Consider the following 21,642-nt stretch of genomic DNA (forward strand, 5'->3'; position numbering starts at 1 on the left):
CTTTGTTTCCAAAAAGAAAGGTCAAAGGATGCATTCGTCTTCGATTGCGCGCGTCAGTGCCTTCAGCAGTCCGACCGCGTCCTCGAGCGTCAAGAAGTAAAAGTTCTCTGTCCCGACTTTCTCTGATGAGACGATGCCCGCTTGTCGCAATAGTTTGAGATGATGCGAGATGGCCGGTCGAGACAGCTCGATCTTTTCATCAATCTGATTGACGTTCAAGCGTTCATGTTTGGCGATCTCGACGATGATACGTTGACGATTGACGTCGGCCAATACTTGGAACAACGGGATTGCATCTTCAAATAAAGATAACGATAACTCAGGTGTAGCATCTGGTTGCTTCATATTCATCACTCCGTTTAAAAGTTTAAACGTTTAATCCTGCATTTAGAATACTAGGTGACCCGCCTTCTGTCAACGAAGTTGTTCATACACTTCGCGCAGAATGCTTGAAATCATATGTCTTGAGTCATAATCTCGCTTTGAGATTTGGACGAGAGGTGACGGTTCGGGAAAGAGCTGGGCATTGATGTCGTCAATCGTATAGCCTGCTGCGGTTTTGGATAGCACGTCATCGGTCAAGCGTTCTAGATAATCGAGCTTTTTGGTCAGTTGCTCTCTCCCCTGTTCGAGACGCCCGGCGTGTTGGCAATATACTTCCTCAAAATCAAGACTCAGGACACGTTTGAGCGAGCGGATCTGTTCGGGGACGGACTCCTCCGGAATCATCACTTTCGGATACGGATGGACGAACAAATCACCGGAGAACAGTCGACCGTTCTCCTCATCGAATAAGACGACGTGATTCGGTTCATGACCGGGTGTATGAATCACCTTATATGAGTGATGTTCCGACGTGATTTGATTGTCATAATAGGCGATCGGTTGAAACGGTTCCGGGTCACCGGAGAAGAGCGCCCGGTATTCCGGGATGTCTAGCCCCGTTCGGCACATTTCCAACGCGGATTCACGTATGTAGATCGGTACCCCGTATGTTCGCTCGAGCCAAGCGGCCGTCCCGATATGGTCTTCGTGAGGGTGTGTGATACTGACAAGATCGATGGGGACTGATTCATAAAACGATTGGAGAGCCGGTAGCATCGTCCGTGTCCCCGTATCGATGATCATGCCGTCGATATAATACACATACATCGACATTTCGAATGGACCGTTCTTTACTTTGGCACTAACGGCCGTCACCGGTCCATAGTTCTTCACTTGCATCATGCGTCCCTCCTATATCTCACTTTTCTTCATTATAGCGAAAAAAGCCAAGCAATCTCTTATTTCTGAGAATTCCTTGGCTTATCTTCTTATAAAGAGGCGAGCACGCGCTCCGGATCCGGTCGAACCATATAATCAGGGTCCGCCTCGGCAAACTGGATTGTACCATCTTGGTCGATGACATAAGTCGCAGGTACAGGAAGGCGCCACGGATTCGTGTCTCCATTATAGTGCGCGAGTTGAAGTCCAAAGTCCGTTTCATATGTTTGAATCAAGTGAGCTGGAAAATCGAAGAGTAAACGATAAGATTCTGCTACATATTGATTGGGGTCACTGAGCACTTCAAATGTCAGATTGTTCTTTTCGGACGTCGACAAGGACTCATCTGGCATTTGAGGGCTGATGGCAACGAGTTGTGCCCCTCTCTGTTTGATTTTCGGCAAAATGCGTTCATACGCCTTCAATTCGAGATTACAGTAAGGGCACCATCCCCCTCGATAAAAGTTCAAAATTACTTTTCCATCTTGCAATAATTCTGACAAGGTGACTTTTTCACCCGTAGCGTTGACGAGCTTAAAGTCAGGAGCTTTTTCCCCTACTTGTAACCCTTGACCGACTCCTGATTCAATCAATGACGCTGTCGCTTCTGCAACACTCTGTTTAACATGGACAGGTGCACGGCCTAAGAATCGGTCCCGCACCGCTGCTAATTCTTCCCGAAGCATGTGACCTCTCTCCTTTTACGACTGATTTGCTGTCATTTCGAACACGTCTTCCAAATGAGCTTGGAGTTCACGCTTATAAAGAATGATGTCCGGGTTCGCAATCACGTCATGCGCCCCAAAACTCTTCAATGGTTCCATTCCAATGAACTGCTGAGCATAGTGCAGGTGGGCGATTGAATCTTCAAAGTCTTTACCAGCGAAGAATCCTTCAGCATTGTTATATTCTGTGACAGGGGCGTTCCATGTTGTCGAGAACATATATTTCTTCCCTTTCATCAATCCACCTTTTCCATACCCTTCTGCAGCACCGACGAAGAAGACACCATATTCGTACACTTCATCCATGTATTTTTTGAATTTTGCCGGGAGCGAGAACCAGTAGATCGGTGTTTGGTAGATGACGACGTCTGCCCATTTATATTTTGCTTGCTCTTCTTTGATATCATAACCGGCATCGATGACCGTCGTTTTCACTTCGTAGGCTCCGTCGAGTGTTTGAACGATTTCGTCGAACATCGTCTTGTTCAATTCACCCTTTGCAAAGTCATAGTACTCATGTCCGTTAATAACTAATACGTTTTTCATCATTCAAAACTCCTTAAAAAATTGTTTTATAGTTCGATAACCATCAAACTAAAGGTATCGTATCACCGTAAGTTATACTTCGCAAGCATTTTGATCATCAAAAAAAGCATGCGCTCGAAGCACATGCTTATAAGTCTTCATCTTTTACGGCGAACACAGAACTTAATAATCCAGGGAACTTCTGTTCAATCTCATCTTTTCGGAGCGAGTAATAATGCTCTTTTCCTTCGATGCGTCCTTTGATCAGTCCAGCTTCCCTCAAAATTTTGATATGATGGGACACCGTTGATTTATTCAACATCAATTCGAGAGAATAAGTGGAGCAGTTGTTTTCACCGGATTCTCTAAGGCATCGAATGATGCGTAATCGGTTCGGTTCACTGAGTGCGTGAAGGACTTTCGTATACGGTATGGTGTCAATAGACGGATGATGTAATGGTTTCATAACGCCATTATACAAATCAATTCTAAAATTCTCAAATTTCGCTGTTCAATTTCTCCCCATTCGACGCGATGACCCGCTTATACCATTCGAAGGAGTCTTTCTTCATCCGCTCCATCGAGCCGTTCCCTTCGTTGTCACGGTCGACATAAATCATCCCGTACCGCTTCTTCATCTCTCCCGTCGTGAACGAGACGATATCGATGATGCCCCAAGGCGTGTAGCCGATCAAGTCGACCCCGTCATATATGACGGCTTGCTTTAATTGTTCGATATGTGCCTTCAAATAATCGATTCGGGCCGCGTCATGAATCTTACCCTCGACGATCTCATCGACGGCACCGAATCCATTCTCGACGATGAAGAGCGGAATCTGATAGCGGTCATATAAACGGTTGAGCACATAGCGGAGACCGACCGGGTCAATCGCCCATCCCCAGTCACTTGACTGGATGTACGGATTCTCGACACCATTCGGTAAACCACCGTTCACGATATCCCCGCGATTGTCCGCGACGACATCACTTTTCACGGTCGTCGACATATAGTAACTGAAGCCGAGATAGTCGACCTTCCCATTCTGTAGGATTTCTTCGTCTCCTTCAAGGATCGGGATGTTATACCCTTCCCGCTCAAACTCGTTCAAGGCGTAGCTCGGATAGAAGCCACGTACTTGTACGTCCGGGAAGAAATAACGTTGACGCATCATCTCTTCGGCGAGCATGACGTCGTCCGGGTTCGATGAGTATGGATAGATCGGCACATGCGACACCATCGCCCCGATTTCGAAGTCCGGATTAATGGATTTCCCTTTAGCGACAGCGAGAGCGCTCGCAATCAGTTCGTGGTGTCCAGTCTGATACATGACTTCGCGGGCGTTCTCGCCTTCTTCTAGGAGGACGCCCGAATTCGTCCATAAGAAGAGCGGGTTATTGACGTCCATCTTGTTGTTGATCTCGTTGAACGTCATCCAGTATTTGACCTTGTCTTTGTAACGGTCGAAGCAGACCTCGGCGAAACGGACGAAATGCTCGACGACCTCACGATTGCGGAAGCCACCATATTCACGGGCAAGGTGGAGCGGCATCTCAAAATGAGAGAGTGTGATGATTGGTTCGATGTCGTGTTTGAGTAGCTCATCGAACAAGTCGTCATAAAACTGAAGACCCGCCTCGTTCGGCTCTGCATCATCGCCGTTCGGGAAGATGCGACTCCACCCGATCGAGGTACGCAAGCATTTCAATCCCATCTCGGCAAAAAGGGCCACATCATCTTTATAGCGATGATAAAAGTCAATCGCCTCATGGTTTGGGTAGAATTCGTTCGGCTCAACCTTGTCCGTGATACGACGCGCAACGCCGTGTGCACCTGCCGTCAAGACATCGACGACACTCGGTCCTTTGCCGTCAGCGTCCCAACCACCCTCGAATTGATGGGCGGCGAGTGCGCCTCCCCATAGAAAGTCTTTCGGTAACGTCTTCATCCTCTATTCCTCCTTCACATGAATCATACACGTCAAGTATAATTGTACCGGTACAATTAAACAAGGTTGATACAATAAAACGATTTTGTTTTTTCATGATATAATACAATAAGTGACGAAAAAGTGAGGAATGACCATGTTAAAATACCAACAAATCGCAAATGAAATCGAACAATACATTCGTGAACAAAACTTAAAGCAAGGGGATAAATTACCTGTCCTCGAACAAATGATGAATCAATATGCGGTGAGCAAGAGTACGATCACGAAAGCTTTAGAGCTGCTCGAACGAAAAGGTATCATCTTTCAACTCCGTGGTAGTGGCATTTTCGTCAGACGCCATAATCGTCCCGGTTATATGAGTCTCTTTTCCACTCAAGGATTCAAGAGTAACCTTGGAAATCGAATCTTGACCTCTGATGTACTCGACGTGTCTGTTATGAAACCAGATGTGTTGGTGGCCGAAAACCTCGGGATTGACGTGACTGACGATGTATACCGTGTCGAACGGGTAAGGTATGTGGATGGCGAAGTGCTTTGTCATGAAGAATCGTATTACGTAAAAGCCATCGTCCCTTACTTGAATCGAGAGATTGTGGCAGATTCCATTTTCGATTACGTCCAAAGTGCGCTCGGTGTCACAATTGGTTTTTCTGACATGTATCTACAGGTAGGTCGATTGACTGAAAGTGAAGCGGAATACCTCGGTTTGCATGAGGATGATCCGACGCTTCGTATCGAAACAATCTTTCATCTGACGAATGGGAAGCCATTCGACTACTCACGCATCACTTATCATTACGCACATTCGCAGTTCGTCATTCAGGCGAACGGCCCCTATATGTAAAGAAACCCCTCATGCGCGCATGAGGGGTTGTTCGTTAGACAAGTTCTTTTCGGTTCAAGTCGAATAACTCGCGACCAGTCTCATATAGGAGTTCGTCAAACCGTTCGGTTCCGTGTTCTTCGATGAACAGCTCTTCTGAAGGGTAAATCGGTACAAACCAGACGATTTGGACGCTCTGCTCCTTGTTCTTATACGTGAGGAACGACTCATCTGAGTAAAAAGGAGCGGTCGCATAGACCGAAGAAAATGAATATTGTTCAATCACTTCATCTGGCAGTTCGTAGAGTTCGCCCAACTCGAACGCCTTGTGCTTTCTAATTGCATAAAGGGTCAGCTGCAACATCAATTCAGCAAACTCATCTTTGACATGCTGTTGATTGAAGCGGAACAGCAACTCTTGGTGAGCGATCGAACCATTTTCGAATTGAAGTGTATGCCAATGCAGTCCTAATGTCGAAATACTTGTGATTTTAGAGGCCTCTTCTTCAAGTTCGATGATTTGAACATCATCTTCTAGCAAGTGAGGGATATCATACCCGCTGACGAACGTGCCACAATGTTTTTCTAGATGCTCTAAATAGTTCATGTTCCATCCCCACTTTCTGATAATTGGTGTACTTGTTATTAAACGATAGAACTATTTGATTATCGGGATTTCAACTTGATTAACCCAATCGTGAATAAATCGTTGCTAGTGTTGATTTAACGGAGGTAACTCATTTCTTGAAAAAAATCGATGTTCATGACTTTCATCCGTTGATTGAATGATTTCTCCTGAAAATTCAGTTGTGAAAAAAATAATTTGAACACTGTATACGAGGTCCCCGTTTTCATATCTAGAATACCCTTCATCACCAGAATATATCCCGAACAGTTTTAATTTTCTTACTGTCAGACCTGTCTCTTCATTTGTTTCACGTATAGCTGTTTCTTCAAACAATTCACCGGGTTCCATTACACCACCAGGGATACCCCATACATCATGATCTTTTCGATGTTGTAATAGAATTTGCTCGTTATACTCAATAATGACCCCACATCCAACTGTCATTAAAAGATTTGACCCAATCAAGTGACGCATGTTTTGTATGTAACTAAATATATACCACCTCTAAACTTTTGACATCATGTTGCTTTTCGCCTCTTGAGGAACCAATATCCGAATGGCAACATTGCTAACACTGCAAAGCCAATCAATCGGATAGTATTCGATGTTGGCTTGTTTGATTCTGCTTCGTCTGAATAGCCATCCGCTCCATCCATCATTCCTTCTTCGGCATTCCCTTCAACACTTTCATGCTCTTCAATCAATAAGGCTTGAAACGCCTCAGTTGAAATCGCATCCCCGCTAATCATTTGTTTTGAATTAGATGTCAACGCCGTCAACATGTCCCCATCATAATCAAACCATGCCGACCTTTCTGTGTATTTCACGAGATGTCCTTGTACGTCCATCAACGTTTTTGGTGTTTCTTTATCAGAACCGAACGTTGAGAATGCATATGTTTTTGCGGATTGTTCGTACGTCCCGATCACGTTGACCGGCTCATCGTCCTGAAAGACAGTCGCCACAAATTCTTTTGTCGGGATGAAGGAACACGTCTCACCCGTTTTGTAACAAGAGGATGACGGGATATAGGTCCCCAACAACGGACCGAACGTGATGTTCTCGCTGTCGGTCATGTGATAATTAGTCGGATCATCTCCCTGAATATGATCCATCACGATATCATAAAAATGTGCATCTGCAAATCGCTCGGCAGAGGATTCCGTCATCTCGGCTGATCCGGTTGTTGCACTCGCAAGTAGTCCGAAAGAACAAATATATAAGCTCATCATTCGCTTCATGTGCTTCTCCTTTCATCACCCTGATGACTTCAGCAACATCGCATGGTTAATGTGAATCAATTCGGCGTGTGGCTGTTTATGACGACTGACATATGACGTAAATCGCGATGATGCGACAAATGCATTTGATTCATGAATCATCGCCAGTCGGACGAGAACGAGGCGTAATTGTTTTCGTCCTTCACCAAGTACAATATGGTCGATTTGATTGTGTTTGTCGAGTCGGTTAATCAAGAGTTCTACTTTACAGTCTTCTTTGATCAAGTATGAGACCCTATAGGCCGTCTGTTGAATCAAGTCTTCATATTGCGCATGGAGCCCATTGCCGAGCGGCCCGCTCAAATCGAGAGAAATCGTGAACGTATCGAGATTTTGTCGCTCGTAGACTTTCGCCTGGACATGTCCGGTCTTTGAAGTGGCGACCCAGTCGATCTGTTTGGCCGGCTCTTTCTCATATCGTTTCGCGCTTTGAATCATCAAAGGGTCTTTCAGCGGAGAATGTTTGACAATGCGGTCACCCATCCGAATCATGCGCGATTCGGATATCGGCGATTTCGTGATGGCGGGTAACACGATCCATGAGGGAAGCGTCATCCCCTCATCCGTGAAGAAGAGGGTTCCCAAGTGAAACGGTAAGGTGACACGCATGACACATGTATGAATCGAAGCGGGTCCTCGCTTCACAACAGAGACGGACACGTGATGAATGTCTTCTTCAATCCGTGAGTCATATGCCCGTGACCCGTTTTCAAAAGACATCCGCTCATTCCCCTCTAATCGAATCGATAGCGGAACACCGAGGGCAATGATTCGTTCATACCTATCGATGTGGATGATACACGTCGTCTCATCGTCGATGAATAAGAGGTCTTCTTTTTGTCGGATGGAAAACGAGACTTCATTTGAAAGCGTTCGAATGATTCGCTTCCGAATGAACATGACGATTAATAAGGCCCCACATATATAAGAGATGGGCCACACATAAGGCATCCACATCGCGAGAAGACCGAGACTGACATAAGCCGGCCACAGTTGGTCCTGAAGGATGGACGGCGTACTGATTTCGACCTGTCGCATCGTTACACCCTTTCGACCGGGACGGGTACTGATTCGAGTACGTCCGCTAGCACTTGGCGCTTCGTCGATTTGATGTCGCCTTCAAGGGTGAGGGTCAAGCGGTGCGAGAGAATGTGTGGCGCAACCGTTTGGACGTCTTCGGGTGTGACGAACTGACGGTCGTTCAAGTATGCATAAGCTTGTGAGGCTTTGACGAGAGCGAGCGTCGCCCGTGGACTCGCCCCGACTTCGACCAACGGATGCTGTCTCGTCTCTTGGATCAGTGCGAGCAAGTAAGTGACGACATCTTCATGAATCCGGATGTTCTCGACTTCGTCTTGTGCTTCTAAGAAAGCGGTATTTGTCATCAAGGCATGTACAACATGTCTCGTTTTTGAAATCGTCTGGAGAATCAAGTTCCGCTCTTCATCTGCCCCAGGATATCCGACTTGAAGGGACATGAGGAAGCGGTCGAGTTGTGCGTCCGGTAGCGCGAACGTTCCGGCCGACTCGATCGGGTTTTGCGTCGCGATGACGAAGAACGGTTTCGGTAGCTGATACGTGACGCCACCGATGGAAACTTGGCGTTCTTCCATCGCTTCAAGCAAGGCGGATTGTGTTCTCGGGACGGCACGATTCACTTCATCAATGAGTAAGATATTTGTGAAGATGGGACCGGTACGGTTTTCGAACGTCTGCGTCTGCATATTGAAGAAGTCTGAACCGATGATGTCAGAAGGCAGCAGGTCTGCCGTGAACTGGATTCGAGCGAAGTCTGCCTCAAAGCTTTTAGCGATGCTTTTCGCAAGTAATGTCTTCCCGGTTCCTGGCACGTCCTCTAACAAGATATGACCGTTCGCCAATAGGGCTGTGCAACATAATTTTGTGATTTCCGGTTTCCCGAGGTAAATGCGGTCTAATTGGTCCAATACGTGTCGGATGGTCATGAGTTCGACTCCTTTTGTGTGCGTAGTAGGTATGCGTCAAGTTGTTGAATGAACGCTTCTTCTCGTTGTTGTGAGATTTCCCCGTTATCATAGCGTGTCTCTAAATAGGTGATCAGTGATGCATCTAGCTCGATTCGTTTCGCCCAGGTCGACAACGTCTCGGACGGGCGGCGACGTTTTTGTGGCGGCAGTGCTGCTTCGAAATGAATCAACTGTTGCCGAATAGCTGAGGCAGGTAATGGATGAAGCGTTCGGTTTATCTGCTCCGATGAGTTATCAGCAGTCACTGGTGAGTGATCCTCGATATCTAACTCTCCCACCTCGCTTTGTTTGTTCGAAGGACGTCGTCTTTTCCAAAGCCACCATCCGAGCAAGATGAGTAGTCCGGTAATGATGAATGGGAGGTAGGAGACACTATTCGTCTCTTCTGATGAGGGATTGCCATAAGAAGGTAACTCATCATTAACCTTCTCTCTTGGAGTCCCGCCTTTATCATCTGGACCCTCACTAGAAGAACCTACCGCAACCCCTCGCCAGTTTTCTTCAATAATTTTGTCTTCCCCACACCAAAAATCGACATCCGTCACTTCGAAAATCCCTAAAAACTTTCGTTTGTCATGACAGTCCGTGACCCAACTCGTGATGTCGCTCCCTGAGATATCTAATGATTGGTAGTAGCGGTATCCTAGTTGACCGGAATAGGAGATGAGGGCGACTAGTAGTAAAGAGAGTAGAACCCCTGATACAAAGATTGTTTTTGCTTGCTTCATGGGTGTTTCCGCTTATGTATAGTCGGTTTGATTGCTTTCATCTGAAATACGGCTCCTCTCATAGATTCAATACCTTTTTTTGGAAATGGGTTTAAAAGGATTATAGCATATGCATTAGCGGAATATTCAGTTATTTTCAGACAAAAGAAAAAGCTCGTTCATTGAACGAGCACTTGATCTATGTCTATGAACTTATTGGATTCCTCTTCTTTCATCGCTTGAGGATGGACTCGACTTGATGCATATGGTGCCGGTCATGCTCGATAAATTCTCCGATAATCACATATAGTGAATATGGGACACCTTGATGAGGATCGTGTGAGACGCCATTCACTGTCGTTTTATAAGTTAGTGCTTCTTCACTTAAGGACTCGAGCATCGTGACGAGCGTTCGCCGACTTTGTAGTGATTCCTTCAATACAGCGTCACCTGTCAACTTCTCTGCCCTTTTCGTCGCCCGCGCGTTAAACGAGTCAAAATCAGGGAAAATCATCCCTTCCCCGTTCTTCACCGATGGGATGATGACATTCAACAGATGGTTGTCCCAATGAGCGATATGTAGAATGATTTGTTTTATGGACCACTTCTCCGAGTCTATCTGTTTATTCCAATCCAATTCACTCAGCTTTTCTAACGAATCGAGCCATTCTGTGTACGCTGCGAATTCTTGAATGACTTGCATCCAATCCCCTCCCCGTTCTCTTCAAATTACTGCGATTATAGCATGAACTAGACCTTCCGAATCATTAAAAAACGGCACCGTTCGTCATGAACAGTGCCGCACGTGTCTCTATAACCAGACTGGTAATGAGAAGAAAACTAAGAACAATACGGTCAAGACACCGACGACCGGACTGAGCGACCGATAGCCCTTCTTGAACAAGACAATCATCGTGTATGCGATGAATCCGAGTCCGATCCCATCGACGATGGAATACGTGAACGGAATCATGATGATGACAAGAATCGCCGGGAAGGCATGCTCCCAGTTATCGAGCGGCAAATGCTTCACGTTCTGGAACATCATCATTCCGATGATGATAAGAACCGGTGCAATCGCCGTCACGGGGATGATGGCAAAGAGTGGTAGCAATAAAAGTGATACCACATACAATCCTGATGTGACGAACGAAGCAATCCCGCCTCTTGCACCGACCGATATCCCGGCAGCCACTTCGACCGTCGAGACAGTCGGGCTTGATCCGAACATGGCACCGGCCATCGTCGAGAGACCTTGTGCAACGAGACCTTTTGGCGCATCCTTTTCTTTGTCGATTGCCCGTGTCTGATTCTGGATCAAGCTGATGTTTTCAATCAACAAGACGAGCGTCAGTACACCGACTGCGACCAAGAAGAGCGGAGACGCAGATTCCGCGAACGAGATGTTCCCGAATACCGTGCCGAATGACTCGAAGAACGGTGTCAACGAGAAACTACCTGTCCACTCCAGTGTTCCCATCAGCGCGCTAAGTCCAACACCGAAACCGATCGTCCAAAGGAAGCTGCTCGGTCCCATCTTCAAGAACAGTAAGATGGCGACGAAGAGTGATAAAAAGGCCACCTGGACGTTACGCTCACCGAGGTCACCGATGTGGAGCAATGCCCCGCCCCCACCTGAGACGATCCCAGCCGCCTCGAGGCCGATCAAGATGAGGAAGAGGCCGAGACCGACCGTCAATCCATCATGAATGATCGGCGGGAACGCGTTCGCCAATTTCCGAGCCACTTTCGTGACCGTTAACAGGACGACGAGTACACCTGAGACGAACGAGACGGCGAGCGCGCTTTGCCAGCTCAATCCCATCTGTAAGACGAGCGTGTACGTGAATAGCGCATTAATCCCCATCCCCGGCAACAAGAGAAGCGGTAGATTGAAGAATCCTGCAATCAACGTTCCAATGATGCTTGTCAAAATCGCTCCGACGAGCGCCCCCTCGAACGGGAGTCCGGCTTGTGTCAAAATTGCCGCATGTACGGCCGGGATGTATGCTGTCGCCAGGAAGTTCAGCACGCCCCCGTATGTTTCTGTTTTCCATTCTGTTTGTTTTGCCATAGGAATCAATCCTTTATTGGCACCCTCACCCACCCGTGTTTACACACGAGATTGATTATATCCTGTCAGACATCTAACAAGCAAGAGCGATTCGACTCAATTCAGTCTTTGGACCCATTCATGAGACCGATTCCATCAAAAGATTCATTTTATAAAATAAGAACGTTTGTTCTTATTTTAAGCGACTTTTTGCGAACAAATCTGCTATAATGAAAGGGCAGGTTAACGCAGCAATAGTGGGGTCAGCCGCCAAGTCCACAATGGAGGAAGGCGGTGGTGCGGATGGAACAACTTTGGACCTGGGTTGGGGATTATGTTATGATCCCAATCCTCGCTCCGATCATCGTTCACTTGGTGATTCACCGAACATCCGATCGTGCAACGTCTGAACGCACAAAAAAATGACCCCCTCGGCGCAATGAGATGGGTCACTTTCTGATTCACTAACCATTGTGGCGGCTGGGACCACTCTTAAAGTGGGAGCCTGTAAGCCAGAGGTCGGTGTGTCCAGCACCGGTCTCTTTCTACTTGCATCATACCATACTTTATCCGCGTTTTCAGTATGAGAAACTTCATTTGGCACGAAAATCACAAATAATTCATTCGCTCAGGAAACTTTATCCTGAGCGTTTTTCTTTCATTTCGTTATAACGCGAGAACCAGACGAGCATCGCGTCCGCTTCCTCTTTCGGAATGTCATCAATCGTCTCAACTGAAAGGAACCCTCCACGTGTCGAGAACTGCACCGTACATAATCCGAAACGTCGTTGCAAGAGCGATTGCTTCACTTGAATCTGTTCAATCCTCGGTTTGTCCGTCAAGAACGATTGGACGTTGAATGCTCCAGTGCACAATTGGATGAATTTATCGGTGCGGACATATTTGGTTGTGACGTAACTGAGCACGCGTCCCCCGATGATGACAGCCCATAACAGGAGGAGCCACCATGCAAAATCTCGGAAGAAGTAGAGCACGAGTCCTGATAAAATGAAGCCGAACCAGCTGATTCGCAACAGTTTGATCCCTAGGGCACGTCTCGGAAGTCGATGCAATTCGTCCGACCATGTGAAATACGCAAAGTGTTCACGCAAGACACGCATCGCCCGGTCACGCCGCACGAACGGGAGAATCGTCGATGATTCGTCTTTCAATTCATCCATCGTCCCTGCTGCGACGAGTTCGACCCCGACGATGTGGAACCAACGACGAATGAACGTCTCCTTGATCCTTATCGCTTGAATCTTTTCATATGGGATTTCTTTCGCACTTCGGTTCAACAATCCTTTCTCGACACGAATACGTTCTCCTCTCCGCTCGAGTCGGAAGTTCCCATACTTCAAGAAGTTGATGACCATACCGATCACGACCGACAGCATCAATACGCCGATGACGAGAAGACCGATGACGATGATGGACGCATGGACGACATAATCTTCGACCTGGTTGAATGCCCCATCCAAATTGATGAAGTCGTCGATTGACGAGATAATCGTCGAAGCGACCGGAAAGATGGCGAACACAGAGAGCGACGTGATGGAAGCCAACACGATTTCGCGCGTAGACAAGGCATATAAAAGACGGCTTGGTAACGGCTCTACCTGTTCTGTAGTCGCATCTGTTGTTTCTGAATGATCTTCGGTTTGTGCATTCTGTTTCCGATGACGGACATGCTCGAGAATCTCTTCCAATCGTTTGGCTTCTGTCGGAAAGACACCAGCTAATTTAAAAGAAGCATCGTCACTGTTGGCGTTCGTGTCGAACGTCAATTCAACGACGCCCAACAATCGATAAAGGAACGGGCTGTTCGAATGAACACTTTGAATTTTATAGAGTGGGAGCGACTTTTCTTTTTTCAACCAGTTTCCTTCGATGACATAGACAGTCTTTTCGTCGAGTGCATACCGAAAGTTCAACCATCCAAAAAACTTCTGGACAATGTCGAGCAAGAGAAAGAGTAAAATACCGACCCGGATGATGATGCCAAACGTCGATTCCCAGTCATTGTTGAGTATAAAGAGCAGGACGATTGGAATGGCGAATGATTTGATGACCTCAAGAATGCGAAGCACCAAAACGCGACTCGGGAGTCGATGCCACGTTAACGCGGTCTCGGTCATACGACATCCTCCTCTTCGATACGCGCGTAGATGGCGATTTGTTCACGAAGTGTCTTCGCGAAGGACTCTTCGATTGCATAAATGTCATGAGACCCGGCAGCTGTTCCGATGGTGATGGTCTGTAGCCCATATTTACGGAGAAGCGGTCCTTGTGCCGCATGTACATATTGGACTTTTGTCATCGGGATGAGCACATCATGTGTTGTGATGATGCCATGATGGATCCGGATCTCAAGCGGTTGGACGTCATATGTGAATCGTTCTTGTTTCCACTTTTGGAACCAGATGATGTCAATCAAGCTATAGACGATATCGATGACGAGAAGCACGATAAAGCCAATCTGTAGCCAAGTCGGCCAGTCAAACCAATATGAGGCCCCTACAAGCGCTCCTGTCACGAGAAGACCGATGAGATAAAAAATTGAGCTCGATAATCGGAAGACAGTCCGCGCCTCGATTGGAAGCGTTCCGCTGATTCGTTGTGGTGTGACACCTTCTTCCGGTGTCGGTGGTGTTTCTGACATGGTGAATCCCCCTATCGTTCATATGTATCTGTCCCTATTGTATACGCGTTTCCGCTCGAAAAGTTTCAGGATTCGGTCGGGAATGTACTCAATCGCTCGTATACCTCTTCGAAAATCGCTTGATCCTCTATTTCGTAAACCTGTTTTAATCGGTGAATGGCCTCTAATCCTGCCATTTTCAAGTCACCTGTCAACTTCCCGGTCATTTTTACGGAAGCAAACGCGCCCGCGACGACGACTTGGTCACATGTGTAGGCATACTCATACGTGGCCCAGTCTTCTGGAGCATATACATCTCGATTAATCCAACTTTCGATTAGGGCGTAAGCATACGATAAATAGCAAAGGTCTCTGTCCTTTCGTATCATCTCCTCGTACATAACCAATGCATCGGCTCCAGCATCATTCCCGAATGGTGCGTATTCTTCTGAACAATCCACATAAAAATCATCATTGAAAGTTGCCAGGTATTTCGGATGCGAGGTCAGAAAACTCGGTCCAACTTCGGGGTCATCCACATAAATATGGTTGTCCCAATCGAAAAGAGATTCATCATATCCTTTTTTCAATTTTTGACGAATGAGTTTCTCGAACTCGTTCATACATTCCAAATCGGATTCAAAAGACTTTACTTGTACTTTTCCGATGGTCCCTATTTTTCCGTAGTTTACAGCAAACTCATCACCCTCGATTATGATGTTCCAATACTTTGTGGTGTGCTCAAACGACCGCTTGATCATGTAGGGTTTCCTCCCGTCTTCAGCGCATTCAATCATATGACAATTGTACCTCGGATGAATCAGAAAAAACGAACCTTCTCATCGGTTCGTTTCCTTTGGCATTTCGTAATCTCTCTCGAGTTTGTTTATGAATAGGATCTTTACTTTGGTTCGTAGCGGAATCGTGCAATTTTTTCGTTCGCTCTCGCATAGAGTGTTTCTAATGAAAACCGACTCGGTCGAGAGATTTCTTTGGCGGACACGGCATCAATGGTTTTGTCGATGTAGGCATTTTCCTCTTGAAGATATTCGATAAGCAACAGTTTATATTCGTCAGAAGTCGCTTCCTGATGCTTCAATTCCTTCAATTCATCAAGATAGGCATCATTTTCTGCTTTGAATCCTTCTAGCTCTTCGACTGCTCCGGCCACGTCAACGTTATCCATCGGTATACTTGATAACATCAGCATTTTTATTTGATGATTCTGGGCATCTGCAAGAATGGTTCCAGCGTCAAAAGCGATAACCGGTCGAGGATCAACTTCTTCTGTTGAGGATGTCGCGCCACAACCAATCAACGACATCATCATAGTAAAAATCAGTAAGAGTATTATTAAAACCCTTTTCATCTTTATCCCCCTAAAAAGTAAGTCATGAAAGCAACAGAGCGATAGACTTCTTGGCATTGTCAACGATTTCTCCAGACTAACATATTTTACGTTTATTACCAAATTCATCGCTAAGAACCCTTTACCTTATAGTCAGTGTCCATCTCTAATACTCAATTGAAAATCAAAAAAATATCACATCAAAAAACCATGAAGGCACACTTGGTTCTGTGTACTCGTTCACGGTTTTTTGACAAGTTATTTCGATTTTGTTGCTGACTTGATCGTCCTTTAATCTTCAAAGAACCATTTCTTACGTGGTTCTACTTTTAGGTTGTCCCCATGTTTTTTCATTTCCGTCACAAGGTAGCGTTCGAGTTCGTTCATCGCCTTGACCCAGTCGGTCATCGTCGCCACGAGCGGAACGACGATTAAGATGAGTTCTTCCTCTTCTTCTCTCATGCGCTCAATCATCAGTTTTGCAAAGTCAAAGTTCTCATGGATGAGATCTTCTTCCCGGTCGATGAGATGTTCATTCTCGAGCTCATAGGCTGAAAACAGGCGTTCATGTCGACGCAACAAGTGGCGAATGTGGCGATACAGTTCATCTCTTAATTGCGGAGGAAGTTGTTCAATCGTGTAAAAGTCATGATCGAGCTTCTCGATGACATGGAGTGCGGCTCGGTTCGTCTCAATCATCTTCGACTTCAGGACGGCACGTCGGAAGATAGGTGTCTTCTTCTCGAGCCAACGATTCGCTTTAATCTCTTCTTCAAAATAGGCGTACGTCTGTTTTGAATCGCTATGCAATTTCTTCGTTTCAGGTAACGATTCAAATGAGGAACGGCCACCCTCTGTTTCTGCAAACAAGCGTGCGATTCGAACGACCATCTGAAACACGTCAGTGACTTGTTGTTCAAGTTTCCGTTCATATCGTGGTGGGAACAGGAGCGCATTTACAATCAACGCGACCGTGATCCCCATCATGATGAGTAAGTAACGCTCGCCTGCAAACACCCACACCGGCATATCGGACTGGCTCGCCCCTTCCATGATGAGAATCGTCGTCAAGATGACGGTCCGTGTCGTCGATTCTAAATTTAAAAACAGAAGGATGGAGATGGCAATGATGATGACGAATCCGATCGCAATCGGTGTCGGATTCGGGGTCAGTAGCAAGGAACCGACCGCAAGCAATGCTCCGATCAGGTTCCCTTTCATCTCCTCAATCAAGCGAAGCCCGGTCTGATAGACTGACGGCAGAAGTGCGAGTGACGCAGCGAGTGCCGGGACGACGATTTGTTGGAATTGAAATGCCTCGGCAATCAGCAAGACGATTGCGACCGACAGTCCGGTCTTAATAGTTCTAGCCCCAAATTTCATGTAGTGGTGCCTTCCTCTCTTACACCTGTCATATGTATTTTTTGCCTTCTTCCTCAATTCTAAAACGTACCATATTCTTTTCAAGGGGAAATGAACCATTTCAGGCAGTTTTGTGAACGCTTCCGTGTTATGATGGCGTTGGATATTTCTTTCATCTTGATGGGGAGGGGTTTACTTGTCAACAATTGCTTTATTCGGTGGAAGTGGCCGTACTGGGGAACGGGTGCTTGAACGCCTACTCGAAAAGGGACATCGTGTCACACTACTAACAAGACAGTCGCTAAGTTCCAATGAAGAGATCAATGAAATTTTAGGAGATGCGACCAATCGAGACGCTGTCTTTGAAACGGTTCGATCTGCAGATGTTGTCATCTCGGCGTTGGGGACGGACAAACAAAACGTATTATCAACATTCACACCACTCGTGATTGAAGCGATGAAACAGTTTGATGTGACACGCATCATCACGGTCGGGACCGCAGGCATCTTGCAGGCGCATGATAGCAACAACTACCGCTTTGAAACGAAAGAATCGAAGCGTACGATGACAACTGCAGCCGAAGATCACGCCCGTGCTTATGAGTTATTACGGGATTCGGGTTTAGCCTTCACGGTCATCTGTCCGACTCAATTAATCAATGAGCCATTGGACGGAGACATCATCATCTCAAAAGAAGTGTTAGGCACGAAACAATCAGGACCGATTTCAAGAGATGACGTTGCCGATTTGGTGATGGATTGTTTAACGAATGATGACTATGTCGGACACCGTGTCGGCATCACGACGGAATCATAATTAGGGGATGGGAAACATGCACGAACAACGAGAACAATTAGCACGACTCGCTTTAAGGTTTGAACAAGAGGAGATGACGGACGCTGCTCGACTCGCCCGGACCGCCCTAAAAAAAGTAACAAATGAAGAAGTGTGGATTGCCGTCTGTGGTCACTTCTCAGCTGGGAAGTCGACATTGCTCAATGACTGGCTAGAGGAAGGGTTCCTTCCGACAAGTCCGATTCCGACGAGTGCGAACATCGTCACATTACGTGGTGGCGAATCAGCGGCAGCCGTCGCCATCAATGACACGGATTGGATTTCATTAGATCCTTCTTCCCTATCAAACATTAGTGACTATTGCAAAGTCGAGGAGATCAAGGAAGTCGAGTATACGATTGACCGATTCCCGTTTGATGAACGCGTCGTCTTAATGGATACGCCAGGGATCGATTCGACGGATGAACGTCATCGCCAAGCGACAGAACGTTCGCTCTTCTTGGCCGACCATCTGTTCTTCATGATGGACTACAACCATGTGCAATCGGAGCAAAACATCGGGCTGATGAAACAGTTTAGCCGAGAAGGTCGTCCCTACTCCATCATCATCAACCAAATCGACAAGCATGATGAGCGTGAGCTCTCCTTTGTAGATTTCAAGGCTTCATTGACGAAGGCATTCCGTCATCACGACATCGTCCCAAATGACACATTCTACATTTCACTTCGTGATGTACATCATCCACATAACGAAGTCGAGCGCTTGCGGTCGTATGTACGTCAGGTCATCACCGAGGCAAAACAGCAACAAGTCGAGCATGCTGATGCATTGATTCATACGCTAGTCCACCGCAACGAAACATCAATCCAGTCGACGTTAGACCAATTGCCAACCTATGAAAAGAGCCCGAAGGAAATGCAATCTCGTCTACATCGTCTTGAAAAAAAACGGGCATGGTGGACCTCGTTCCGTCGTGAGTTCTTTAAACATCAAACACCGATCGTTCAAAGTGCGCCGATCATGACTTATGAGTTCCGTGAGTTGTTGCGGTCCTATCTCGAGAGTTGTGCCCCGTCCTTCAAGGTCGGTCTCTTATTCTCAAAAGATAAGACAAAGCAAGAACGCGCGCGCCGGGAAGAAGTGGCGGTCAAAGAGTTCAACCGTCTGATTGACATGAACTTACGTCCACATCTCGTAAAGTACGCGGAAGACATCATCCGAGATTTGAAGCTTCCTGAAACGTTGCTACCAAAAGGAGATGTCCTCCCGATTGCACCGAATTCACTTATTACCGAACAAGTGAAGTCCGGTGCATCCCTCAGCGGTGACACGGTCTTACAATTCAGTCGTGACATCGAGGCGGCACTCGCATCATGGGTCACGAAAGTATCAGAACCGTGGGTCCATTCGACGGATATGTATATGAAAGCGGAAGTCGACCTACGCTTGGAGCAATTTTCGGCTGAAGAAGAGGAGTTGTATGATGCGCTTGATACGGAAGCGTTGCGTATTCGTCTCTCCGACCGCTTAGAATCGATTCGAAAATATGAAGAATTACAACTTGATTCGAATCAATTGGATCAGTTGGCCGTTCGAAATTTTGTCGATGCGACATACCTCCCTGAAAAGCAGTCAAATGTTGTTGAATCAGAGGTTGCGTCGACGTCGATTTTAGAAGATGATCATGAATTATTTGATTTTAATTTTTCTTATGAGAATACGGTATGTGAAATATTAGAGAATCATCCTTTATTCCGCTCTCGTGTCTCGACATTACGTAAGAAAATCGAGCGTGCGAAACATGAACAATACACGTTCGCCATCTTCGGGGCGTTTTCGGCCGGAAAATCCTCGACTCTCAATGCGCTTTTCGGGGATTCGGTGCTACCGACCTCACCGAATCCATTGACGGCATCCATCACAAAAATCGTACCGCCAGATGGTCGGATGAATCGAACAGCGATGATCACCTTCAAATCACGAAATGAACTTGAGGATGAGCTACAAGGTTATGGGACTTCCCTCGCCTCTCTCGATGTCGACCATCCGTTCGTCAATGCCGTAAAATCGGCACCGCTCGATTATCTCGGACGAACGGAAGTCGTCGACTATGACACGTTCTGCGCGTTCGTCGCACAAGAAGAGAAAAGCTGTATCGTAAAAGAAATCGAACTTTATCTCGACTCACCGTGGGCACAGCGTGGGATTGTCTTCGTTGATACGCCGGGGGCCGATTCACAGTTCAACCGACATAGCGAGGTCCAGTTCGGCTACATGCGTGACGCGGACGCCGTCTTGTTCGTCACCTATTACAATCATGCGTTCACCGAAGCAGACCGAGAGCTCGTCATCCAGCTCGGTCGTGTCCAAGGGACCGGAGACCATGAGATGTTCTTCCTCGTCAATGCGTCTGATCTTGCGAAAGATGACGAAGAACGGGATGCTGTCACGGATTACGTGTCGCAACAGTTGACCGCACTCGGTGTTCGGAGACCGACCGTCCTATCCATTTCAAGCCGAAACGCCATGCGGGGCGATGACGCGGGATTCGATCGGTTCGTCTCGACGCTTGAACGCTACGTCGACAAAGACCTTCGTCTCGCAAACGCGATGCGTATACAGGAAGAGACGACAGCGCTACTCGCTGCATTTGATCGTGTATTTAACGAAGCGAAAGAAGACGCGTCGGCGAAAGCACATCGGCGAAAGCAATTGATTGCTTTACTCGAGAACCCACCGGCACTCGATGTGTCAGCACTCATCGATCTGTTTGACCGGGAAGCGAAAGAACTTCTTGCTCACCTCGAGACGCGTTCACTCCTCCGCCTCTCGGACTTCGTCAAAGAGACGTTCCATCCGGTCGAAGTCGACGGATCGAGAAAGAGCTTGGAGCGCGCACTAGCAAGAACACTCGACAAATACGCCTATGATATCCAACAAGAGCTCCAAGTGTTCCAGTATCGGTTGGAGCGATACGTTAAACGCGAATTCGTAGCTTTGATTGAGCGTAAGACCGAGCGTCAAGCGTCGCTCCTTCCGACGCTCGAATTCGATTGTGAATTCAATCTGGAATGGCTCCGGGAGGCTGTCGATCCGATTCATCTCGAGACATCACCTTATCAGTCGGTATTGAAGCGCTATAAGAATGCGAGTCAATTCTTTGAAGGTGACGGACGAACGCAACTGAAGGATGAGTTGACCTCACTTCTTCGCGATATGATTCGGTCGCGTCTTGAAGCGATTCATGCGAAGCAAATCGAGCGGGCCAACGGGGAAATCAGTAAATCTGAAGTCGAGATTGAACGAGAGTGGTCAACTCACTTGAAAGAACTTGCCGATGCAGAGCTCAGTATATTGACGGACAGCCATTCCTTTGATGAGATGCGTGAACGACTCGAGTCGCTCAGAAAGGAAACGGTATGAACACATTACTGCTCATCGGACTCATCCCTGCCGTCGTCATGACGATTGTTCTGGGACTGTTTCTGAGATATCTCTATTTGAACAAAGAATAACGGAAACGGTCCTCGATGCG

The 21,642-nt window shown here is 46.9% G+C and carries 22 protein-coding genes; 3 read left to right on the forward strand and 19 right to left on the reverse strand.

Going from position 1 to position 21,642, the window contains the following annotated elements; all coding sequences use genetic code 11:
• Nucleotides 1-21: 21 nt before the first annotated feature.
• The 6 genes from KNO85_RS06610 to bglA form a co-directional block, all read right to left on the reverse strand.
• Nucleotides 22-345, reverse strand: a complete 324-nt coding sequence (locus tag KNO85_RS06610; protein ID WP_214788098.1) for an ArsR/SmtB family transcription factor — start codon at nucleotides 343-345, stop codon at nucleotides 22-24.
• 69 nt (nucleotides 346-414) lie between these two features.
• Nucleotides 415-1,224 (reverse strand): MBL fold metallo-hydrolase, encoded by an 810-nt coding sequence (locus KNO85_RS06615; RefSeq protein ID WP_251130586.1) that lies wholly within the window; start codon nucleotides 1,222-1,224, stop codon nucleotides 415-417.
• A gap of 89 nt (nucleotides 1,225-1,313) precedes the next feature.
• The gene (locus KNO85_RS06620) at nucleotides 1,314-1,949 is read right to left on the reverse strand and encodes a peroxiredoxin-like family protein (RefSeq protein WP_214788104.1); all 636 of its coding nucleotides are present in this window, start codon (nucleotides 1,947-1,949) and stop codon (nucleotides 1,314-1,316) included.
• Nucleotides 1,950-1,964: 15 nt separating this feature from the next.
• The gene (locus tag KNO85_RS06625; protein WP_214788107.1) at nucleotides 1,965-2,534 is read right to left on the reverse strand and encodes an NAD(P)H-dependent oxidoreductase; all 570 of its coding nucleotides are present in this window, start codon (nucleotides 2,532-2,534) and stop codon (nucleotides 1,965-1,967) included.
• A 127-nt stretch (nucleotides 2,535-2,661) separates the two neighbouring features.
• The gene (locus KNO85_RS06630) at nucleotides 2,662-2,979 is read right to left on the reverse strand and encodes an ArsR/SmtB family transcription factor (protein WP_214749121.1); all 318 of its coding nucleotides are present in this window, start codon (nucleotides 2,977-2,979) and stop codon (nucleotides 2,662-2,664) included.
• Between the two features lie 31 nt (nucleotides 2,980-3,010).
• Nucleotides 3,011-4,459, reverse strand: coding sequence for a 6-phospho-beta-glucosidase BglA (gene bglA, locus KNO85_RS06635; protein ID WP_214788110.1), 1,449 nt, complete (start codon nucleotides 4,457-4,459; stop codon nucleotides 3,011-3,013).
• Between the two features lie 136 nt (nucleotides 4,460-4,595).
• On the opposite strand from bglA, the gene KNO85_RS06640 reads away from it, so the two are divergent.
• A complete protein-coding gene (locus tag KNO85_RS06640; RefSeq protein WP_214788112.1) occupies nucleotides 4,596-5,306 on the forward strand; it encodes a GntR family transcriptional regulator in 711 nt (236 codons plus the stop codon).
• Nucleotides 5,307-5,340: 34 nt separating this feature from the next.
• Here the strand turns inward: KNO85_RS06640 and KNO85_RS06645 are convergent, their stop codons facing one another.
• The 13 genes from KNO85_RS06645 to KNO85_RS06705 all read right to left on the reverse strand — a co-directional run bounded on the left by KNO85_RS06645 (nucleotide 5,341) and on the right by KNO85_RS06705 (nucleotide 17,331).
• The gene (locus KNO85_RS06645) at nucleotides 5,341-5,892 is read right to left on the reverse strand and encodes a suppressor of fused domain protein (RefSeq protein ID WP_214788114.1); all 552 of its coding nucleotides are present in this window, start codon (nucleotides 5,890-5,892) and stop codon (nucleotides 5,341-5,343) included.
• A gap of 105 nt (nucleotides 5,893-5,997) precedes the next feature.
• Nucleotides 5,998-6,387 carry an NUDIX hydrolase gene (locus KNO85_RS06650; RefSeq protein WP_214788116.1) on the reverse strand — a complete coding sequence of 130 codons (390 nt, stop codon included), beginning with the start codon at nucleotides 6,385-6,387 and terminating at the stop codon, nucleotides 5,998-6,000.
• Nucleotides 6,388-6,431: 44 nt separating this feature from the next.
• On the reverse strand, nucleotides 6,432-7,154 hold the full coding sequence (locus KNO85_RS06655; protein WP_214788118.1) for a hypothetical protein: 723 nt from the start codon (nucleotides 7,152-7,154) through the stop codon (nucleotides 6,432-6,434).
• A gap of 15 nt (nucleotides 7,155-7,169) precedes the next feature.
• Complete coding sequence (locus tag KNO85_RS06660; RefSeq protein ID WP_214788120.1) at nucleotides 7,170-8,231, reverse strand: DUF58 domain-containing protein; 1,062 nt, start codon at nucleotides 8,229-8,231, stop codon at nucleotides 7,170-7,172.
• A 2-nt stretch (nucleotides 8,232-8,233) separates the two neighbouring features.
• Nucleotides 8,234-9,157, reverse strand: coding sequence for an AAA family ATPase (locus KNO85_RS06665; protein WP_214788122.1), 924 nt, complete (start codon nucleotides 9,155-9,157; stop codon nucleotides 8,234-8,236).
• On the reverse strand, nucleotides 9,154-9,927 hold the full coding sequence (locus KNO85_RS06670; RefSeq protein ID WP_214788124.1) for a hypothetical protein: 774 nt from the start codon (nucleotides 9,925-9,927) through the stop codon (nucleotides 9,154-9,156). Before KNO85_RS06670 ends, KNO85_RS06665 begins: the two co-directional genes overlap by 4 nt.
• A gap of 211 nt (nucleotides 9,928-10,138) precedes the next feature.
• Entirely contained in the window at nucleotides 10,139-10,609 is a 471-nt protein-coding gene (locus KNO85_RS06675) for a DinB family protein (protein ID WP_214788127.1), read from the reverse strand.
• A 108-nt stretch (nucleotides 10,610-10,717) separates the two neighbouring features.
• Nucleotides 10,718-11,980: an NCS2 family permease gene (locus tag KNO85_RS06680; protein ID WP_214788130.1), complete on the reverse strand. Its 1,263-nt coding sequence runs from the start codon at nucleotides 11,978-11,980 to the stop codon at nucleotides 10,718-10,720.
• A 617-nt stretch (nucleotides 11,981-12,597) separates the two neighbouring features.
• Nucleotides 12,598-14,097 carry a PH domain-containing protein gene (locus tag KNO85_RS06685; protein WP_214788134.1) on the reverse strand — a complete coding sequence of 500 codons (1,500 nt, stop codon included), beginning with the start codon at nucleotides 14,095-14,097 and terminating at the stop codon, nucleotides 12,598-12,600.
• Nucleotides 14,094-14,621, reverse strand: coding sequence for a PH domain-containing protein (locus KNO85_RS06690; RefSeq protein WP_214788138.1), 528 nt, complete (start codon nucleotides 14,619-14,621; stop codon nucleotides 14,094-14,096). The genes KNO85_RS06685 and KNO85_RS06690 overlap by 4 nt, the downstream gene beginning before the upstream one ends.
• Nucleotides 14,622-14,686: 65 nt before the next feature.
• A complete protein-coding gene (locus KNO85_RS06695; protein WP_214788141.1) occupies nucleotides 14,687-15,361 on the reverse strand; it encodes a WGR domain-containing protein in 675 nt (224 codons plus the stop codon).
• 140 nt (nucleotides 15,362-15,501) lie between these two features.
• Nucleotides 15,502-15,969 carry a hypothetical protein gene (locus tag KNO85_RS06700; RefSeq protein ID WP_214788144.1) on the reverse strand — a complete coding sequence of 156 codons (468 nt, stop codon included), beginning with the start codon at nucleotides 15,967-15,969 and terminating at the stop codon, nucleotides 15,502-15,504.
• A 270-nt stretch (nucleotides 15,970-16,239) separates the two neighbouring features.
• Nucleotides 16,240-17,331, reverse strand: coding sequence for an FUSC family protein (locus KNO85_RS06705; protein WP_214788146.1), 1,092 nt, complete (start codon nucleotides 17,329-17,331; stop codon nucleotides 16,240-16,242).
• Between the two features lie 175 nt (nucleotides 17,332-17,506).
• Between KNO85_RS06705 and KNO85_RS06710 the strand changes: the two genes are divergently transcribed.
• Together KNO85_RS06710 and KNO85_RS06715 are read left to right on the forward strand one after the other, a co-directional pair.
• A complete protein-coding gene (locus tag KNO85_RS06710; RefSeq protein WP_214788149.1) occupies nucleotides 17,507-18,127 on the forward strand; it encodes an NAD(P)-dependent oxidoreductase in 621 nt (206 codons plus the stop codon).
• 16 nt (nucleotides 18,128-18,143) lie between these two features.
• Nucleotides 18,144-21,530, forward strand: coding sequence for a dynamin family protein (locus tag KNO85_RS06715; RefSeq protein ID WP_214788152.1), 3,387 nt, complete (start codon nucleotides 18,144-18,146; stop codon nucleotides 21,528-21,530).
• Nucleotides 21,531-21,642: the final 112 nt, after the last annotated feature.

The sequence above is a fragment of the Exiguobacterium sp. s124 genome (assembly GCF_018617485.1).
Lineage (GTDB): Bacteria > Bacillota > Bacilli > Exiguobacteriales > Exiguobacteriaceae > Exiguobacterium > Exiguobacterium aestuarii.

Coding starts and splice junctions, on each gene's coding strand:
- KNO85_RS06610 (WP_214788098.1), bottom strand. CDS start 345: ATGAAGCAACCAGATGCTACACCTGAGTTATCGTTATCTTTATTTGAA.
- KNO85_RS06615 (WP_251130586.1), bottom strand. CDS start 1,224: ATGCAAGTGAAGAACTATGGACCGGTGACGGCCGTTAGTGCCAAAGTA.
- KNO85_RS06620 (WP_214788104.1), bottom strand. CDS start 1,949: ATGCTTCGGGAAGAATTAGCAGCGGTGCGGGACCGATTCTTAGGCCGT.
- KNO85_RS06625 (WP_214788107.1), bottom strand. CDS start 2,534: ATGAAAAACGTATTAGTTATTAACGGACATGAGTACTATGACTTTGCA.
- KNO85_RS06630 (WP_214749121.1), bottom strand. CDS start 2,979: ATGAAACCATTACATCATCCGTCTATTGACACCATACCGTATACGAAA.
- bglA (WP_214788110.1), bottom strand. CDS start 4,459: ATGAAGACGTTACCGAAAGACTTTCTATGGGGAGGCGCACTCGCCGCC.
- KNO85_RS06640 (WP_214788112.1), top strand. CDS start 4,596: ATGTTAAAATACCAACAAATCGCAAATGAAATCGAACAATACATTCGT.
- KNO85_RS06645 (WP_214788114.1), bottom strand. CDS start 5,892: ATGAACTATTTAGAGCATCTAGAAAAACATTGTGGCACGTTCGTCAGC.
- KNO85_RS06650 (WP_214788116.1), bottom strand. CDS start 6,387: ATGCGTCACTTGATTGGGTCAAATCTTTTAATGACAGTTGGATGTGGG.
- KNO85_RS06655 (WP_214788118.1), bottom strand. CDS start 7,154: ATGAAGCGAATGATGAGCTTATATATTTGTTCTTTCGGACTACTTGCG.
- KNO85_RS06660 (WP_214788120.1), bottom strand. CDS start 8,231: ATGCGACAGGTCGAAATCAGTACGCCGTCCATCCTTCAGGACCAACTG.
- KNO85_RS06665 (WP_214788122.1), bottom strand. CDS start 9,157: ATGACCATCCGACACGTATTGGACCAATTAGACCGCATTTACCTCGGG.
- KNO85_RS06670 (WP_214788124.1), bottom strand. CDS start 9,927: ATGAAGCAAGCAAAAACAATCTTTGTATCAGGGGTTCTACTCTCTTTA.
- KNO85_RS06675 (WP_214788127.1), bottom strand. CDS start 10,609: ATGCAAGTCATTCAAGAATTCGCAGCGTACACAGAATGGCTCGATTCG.
- KNO85_RS06680 (WP_214788130.1), bottom strand. CDS start 11,980: ATGGCAAAACAAACAGAATGGAAAACAGAAACATACGGGGGCGTGCTG.
- KNO85_RS06685 (WP_214788134.1), bottom strand. CDS start 14,097: ATGACCGAGACCGCGTTAACGTGGCATCGACTCCCGAGTCGCGTTTTG.
- KNO85_RS06690 (WP_214788138.1), bottom strand. CDS start 14,621: ATGTCAGAAACACCACCGACACCGGAAGAAGGTGTCACACCACAACGA.
- KNO85_RS06695 (WP_214788141.1), bottom strand. CDS start 15,361: ATGATCAAGCGGTCGTTTGAGCACACCACAAAGTATTGGAACATCATA.
- KNO85_RS06700 (WP_214788144.1), bottom strand. CDS start 15,969: ATGAAAAGGGTTTTAATAATACTCTTACTGATTTTTACTATGATGATG.
- KNO85_RS06705 (WP_214788146.1), bottom strand. CDS start 17,331: ATGAAATTTGGGGCTAGAACTATTAAGACCGGACTGTCGGTCGCAATC.
- KNO85_RS06715 (WP_214788152.1), top strand. CDS start 18,144: ATGCACGAACAACGAGAACAATTAGCACGACTCGCTTTAAGGTTTGAA.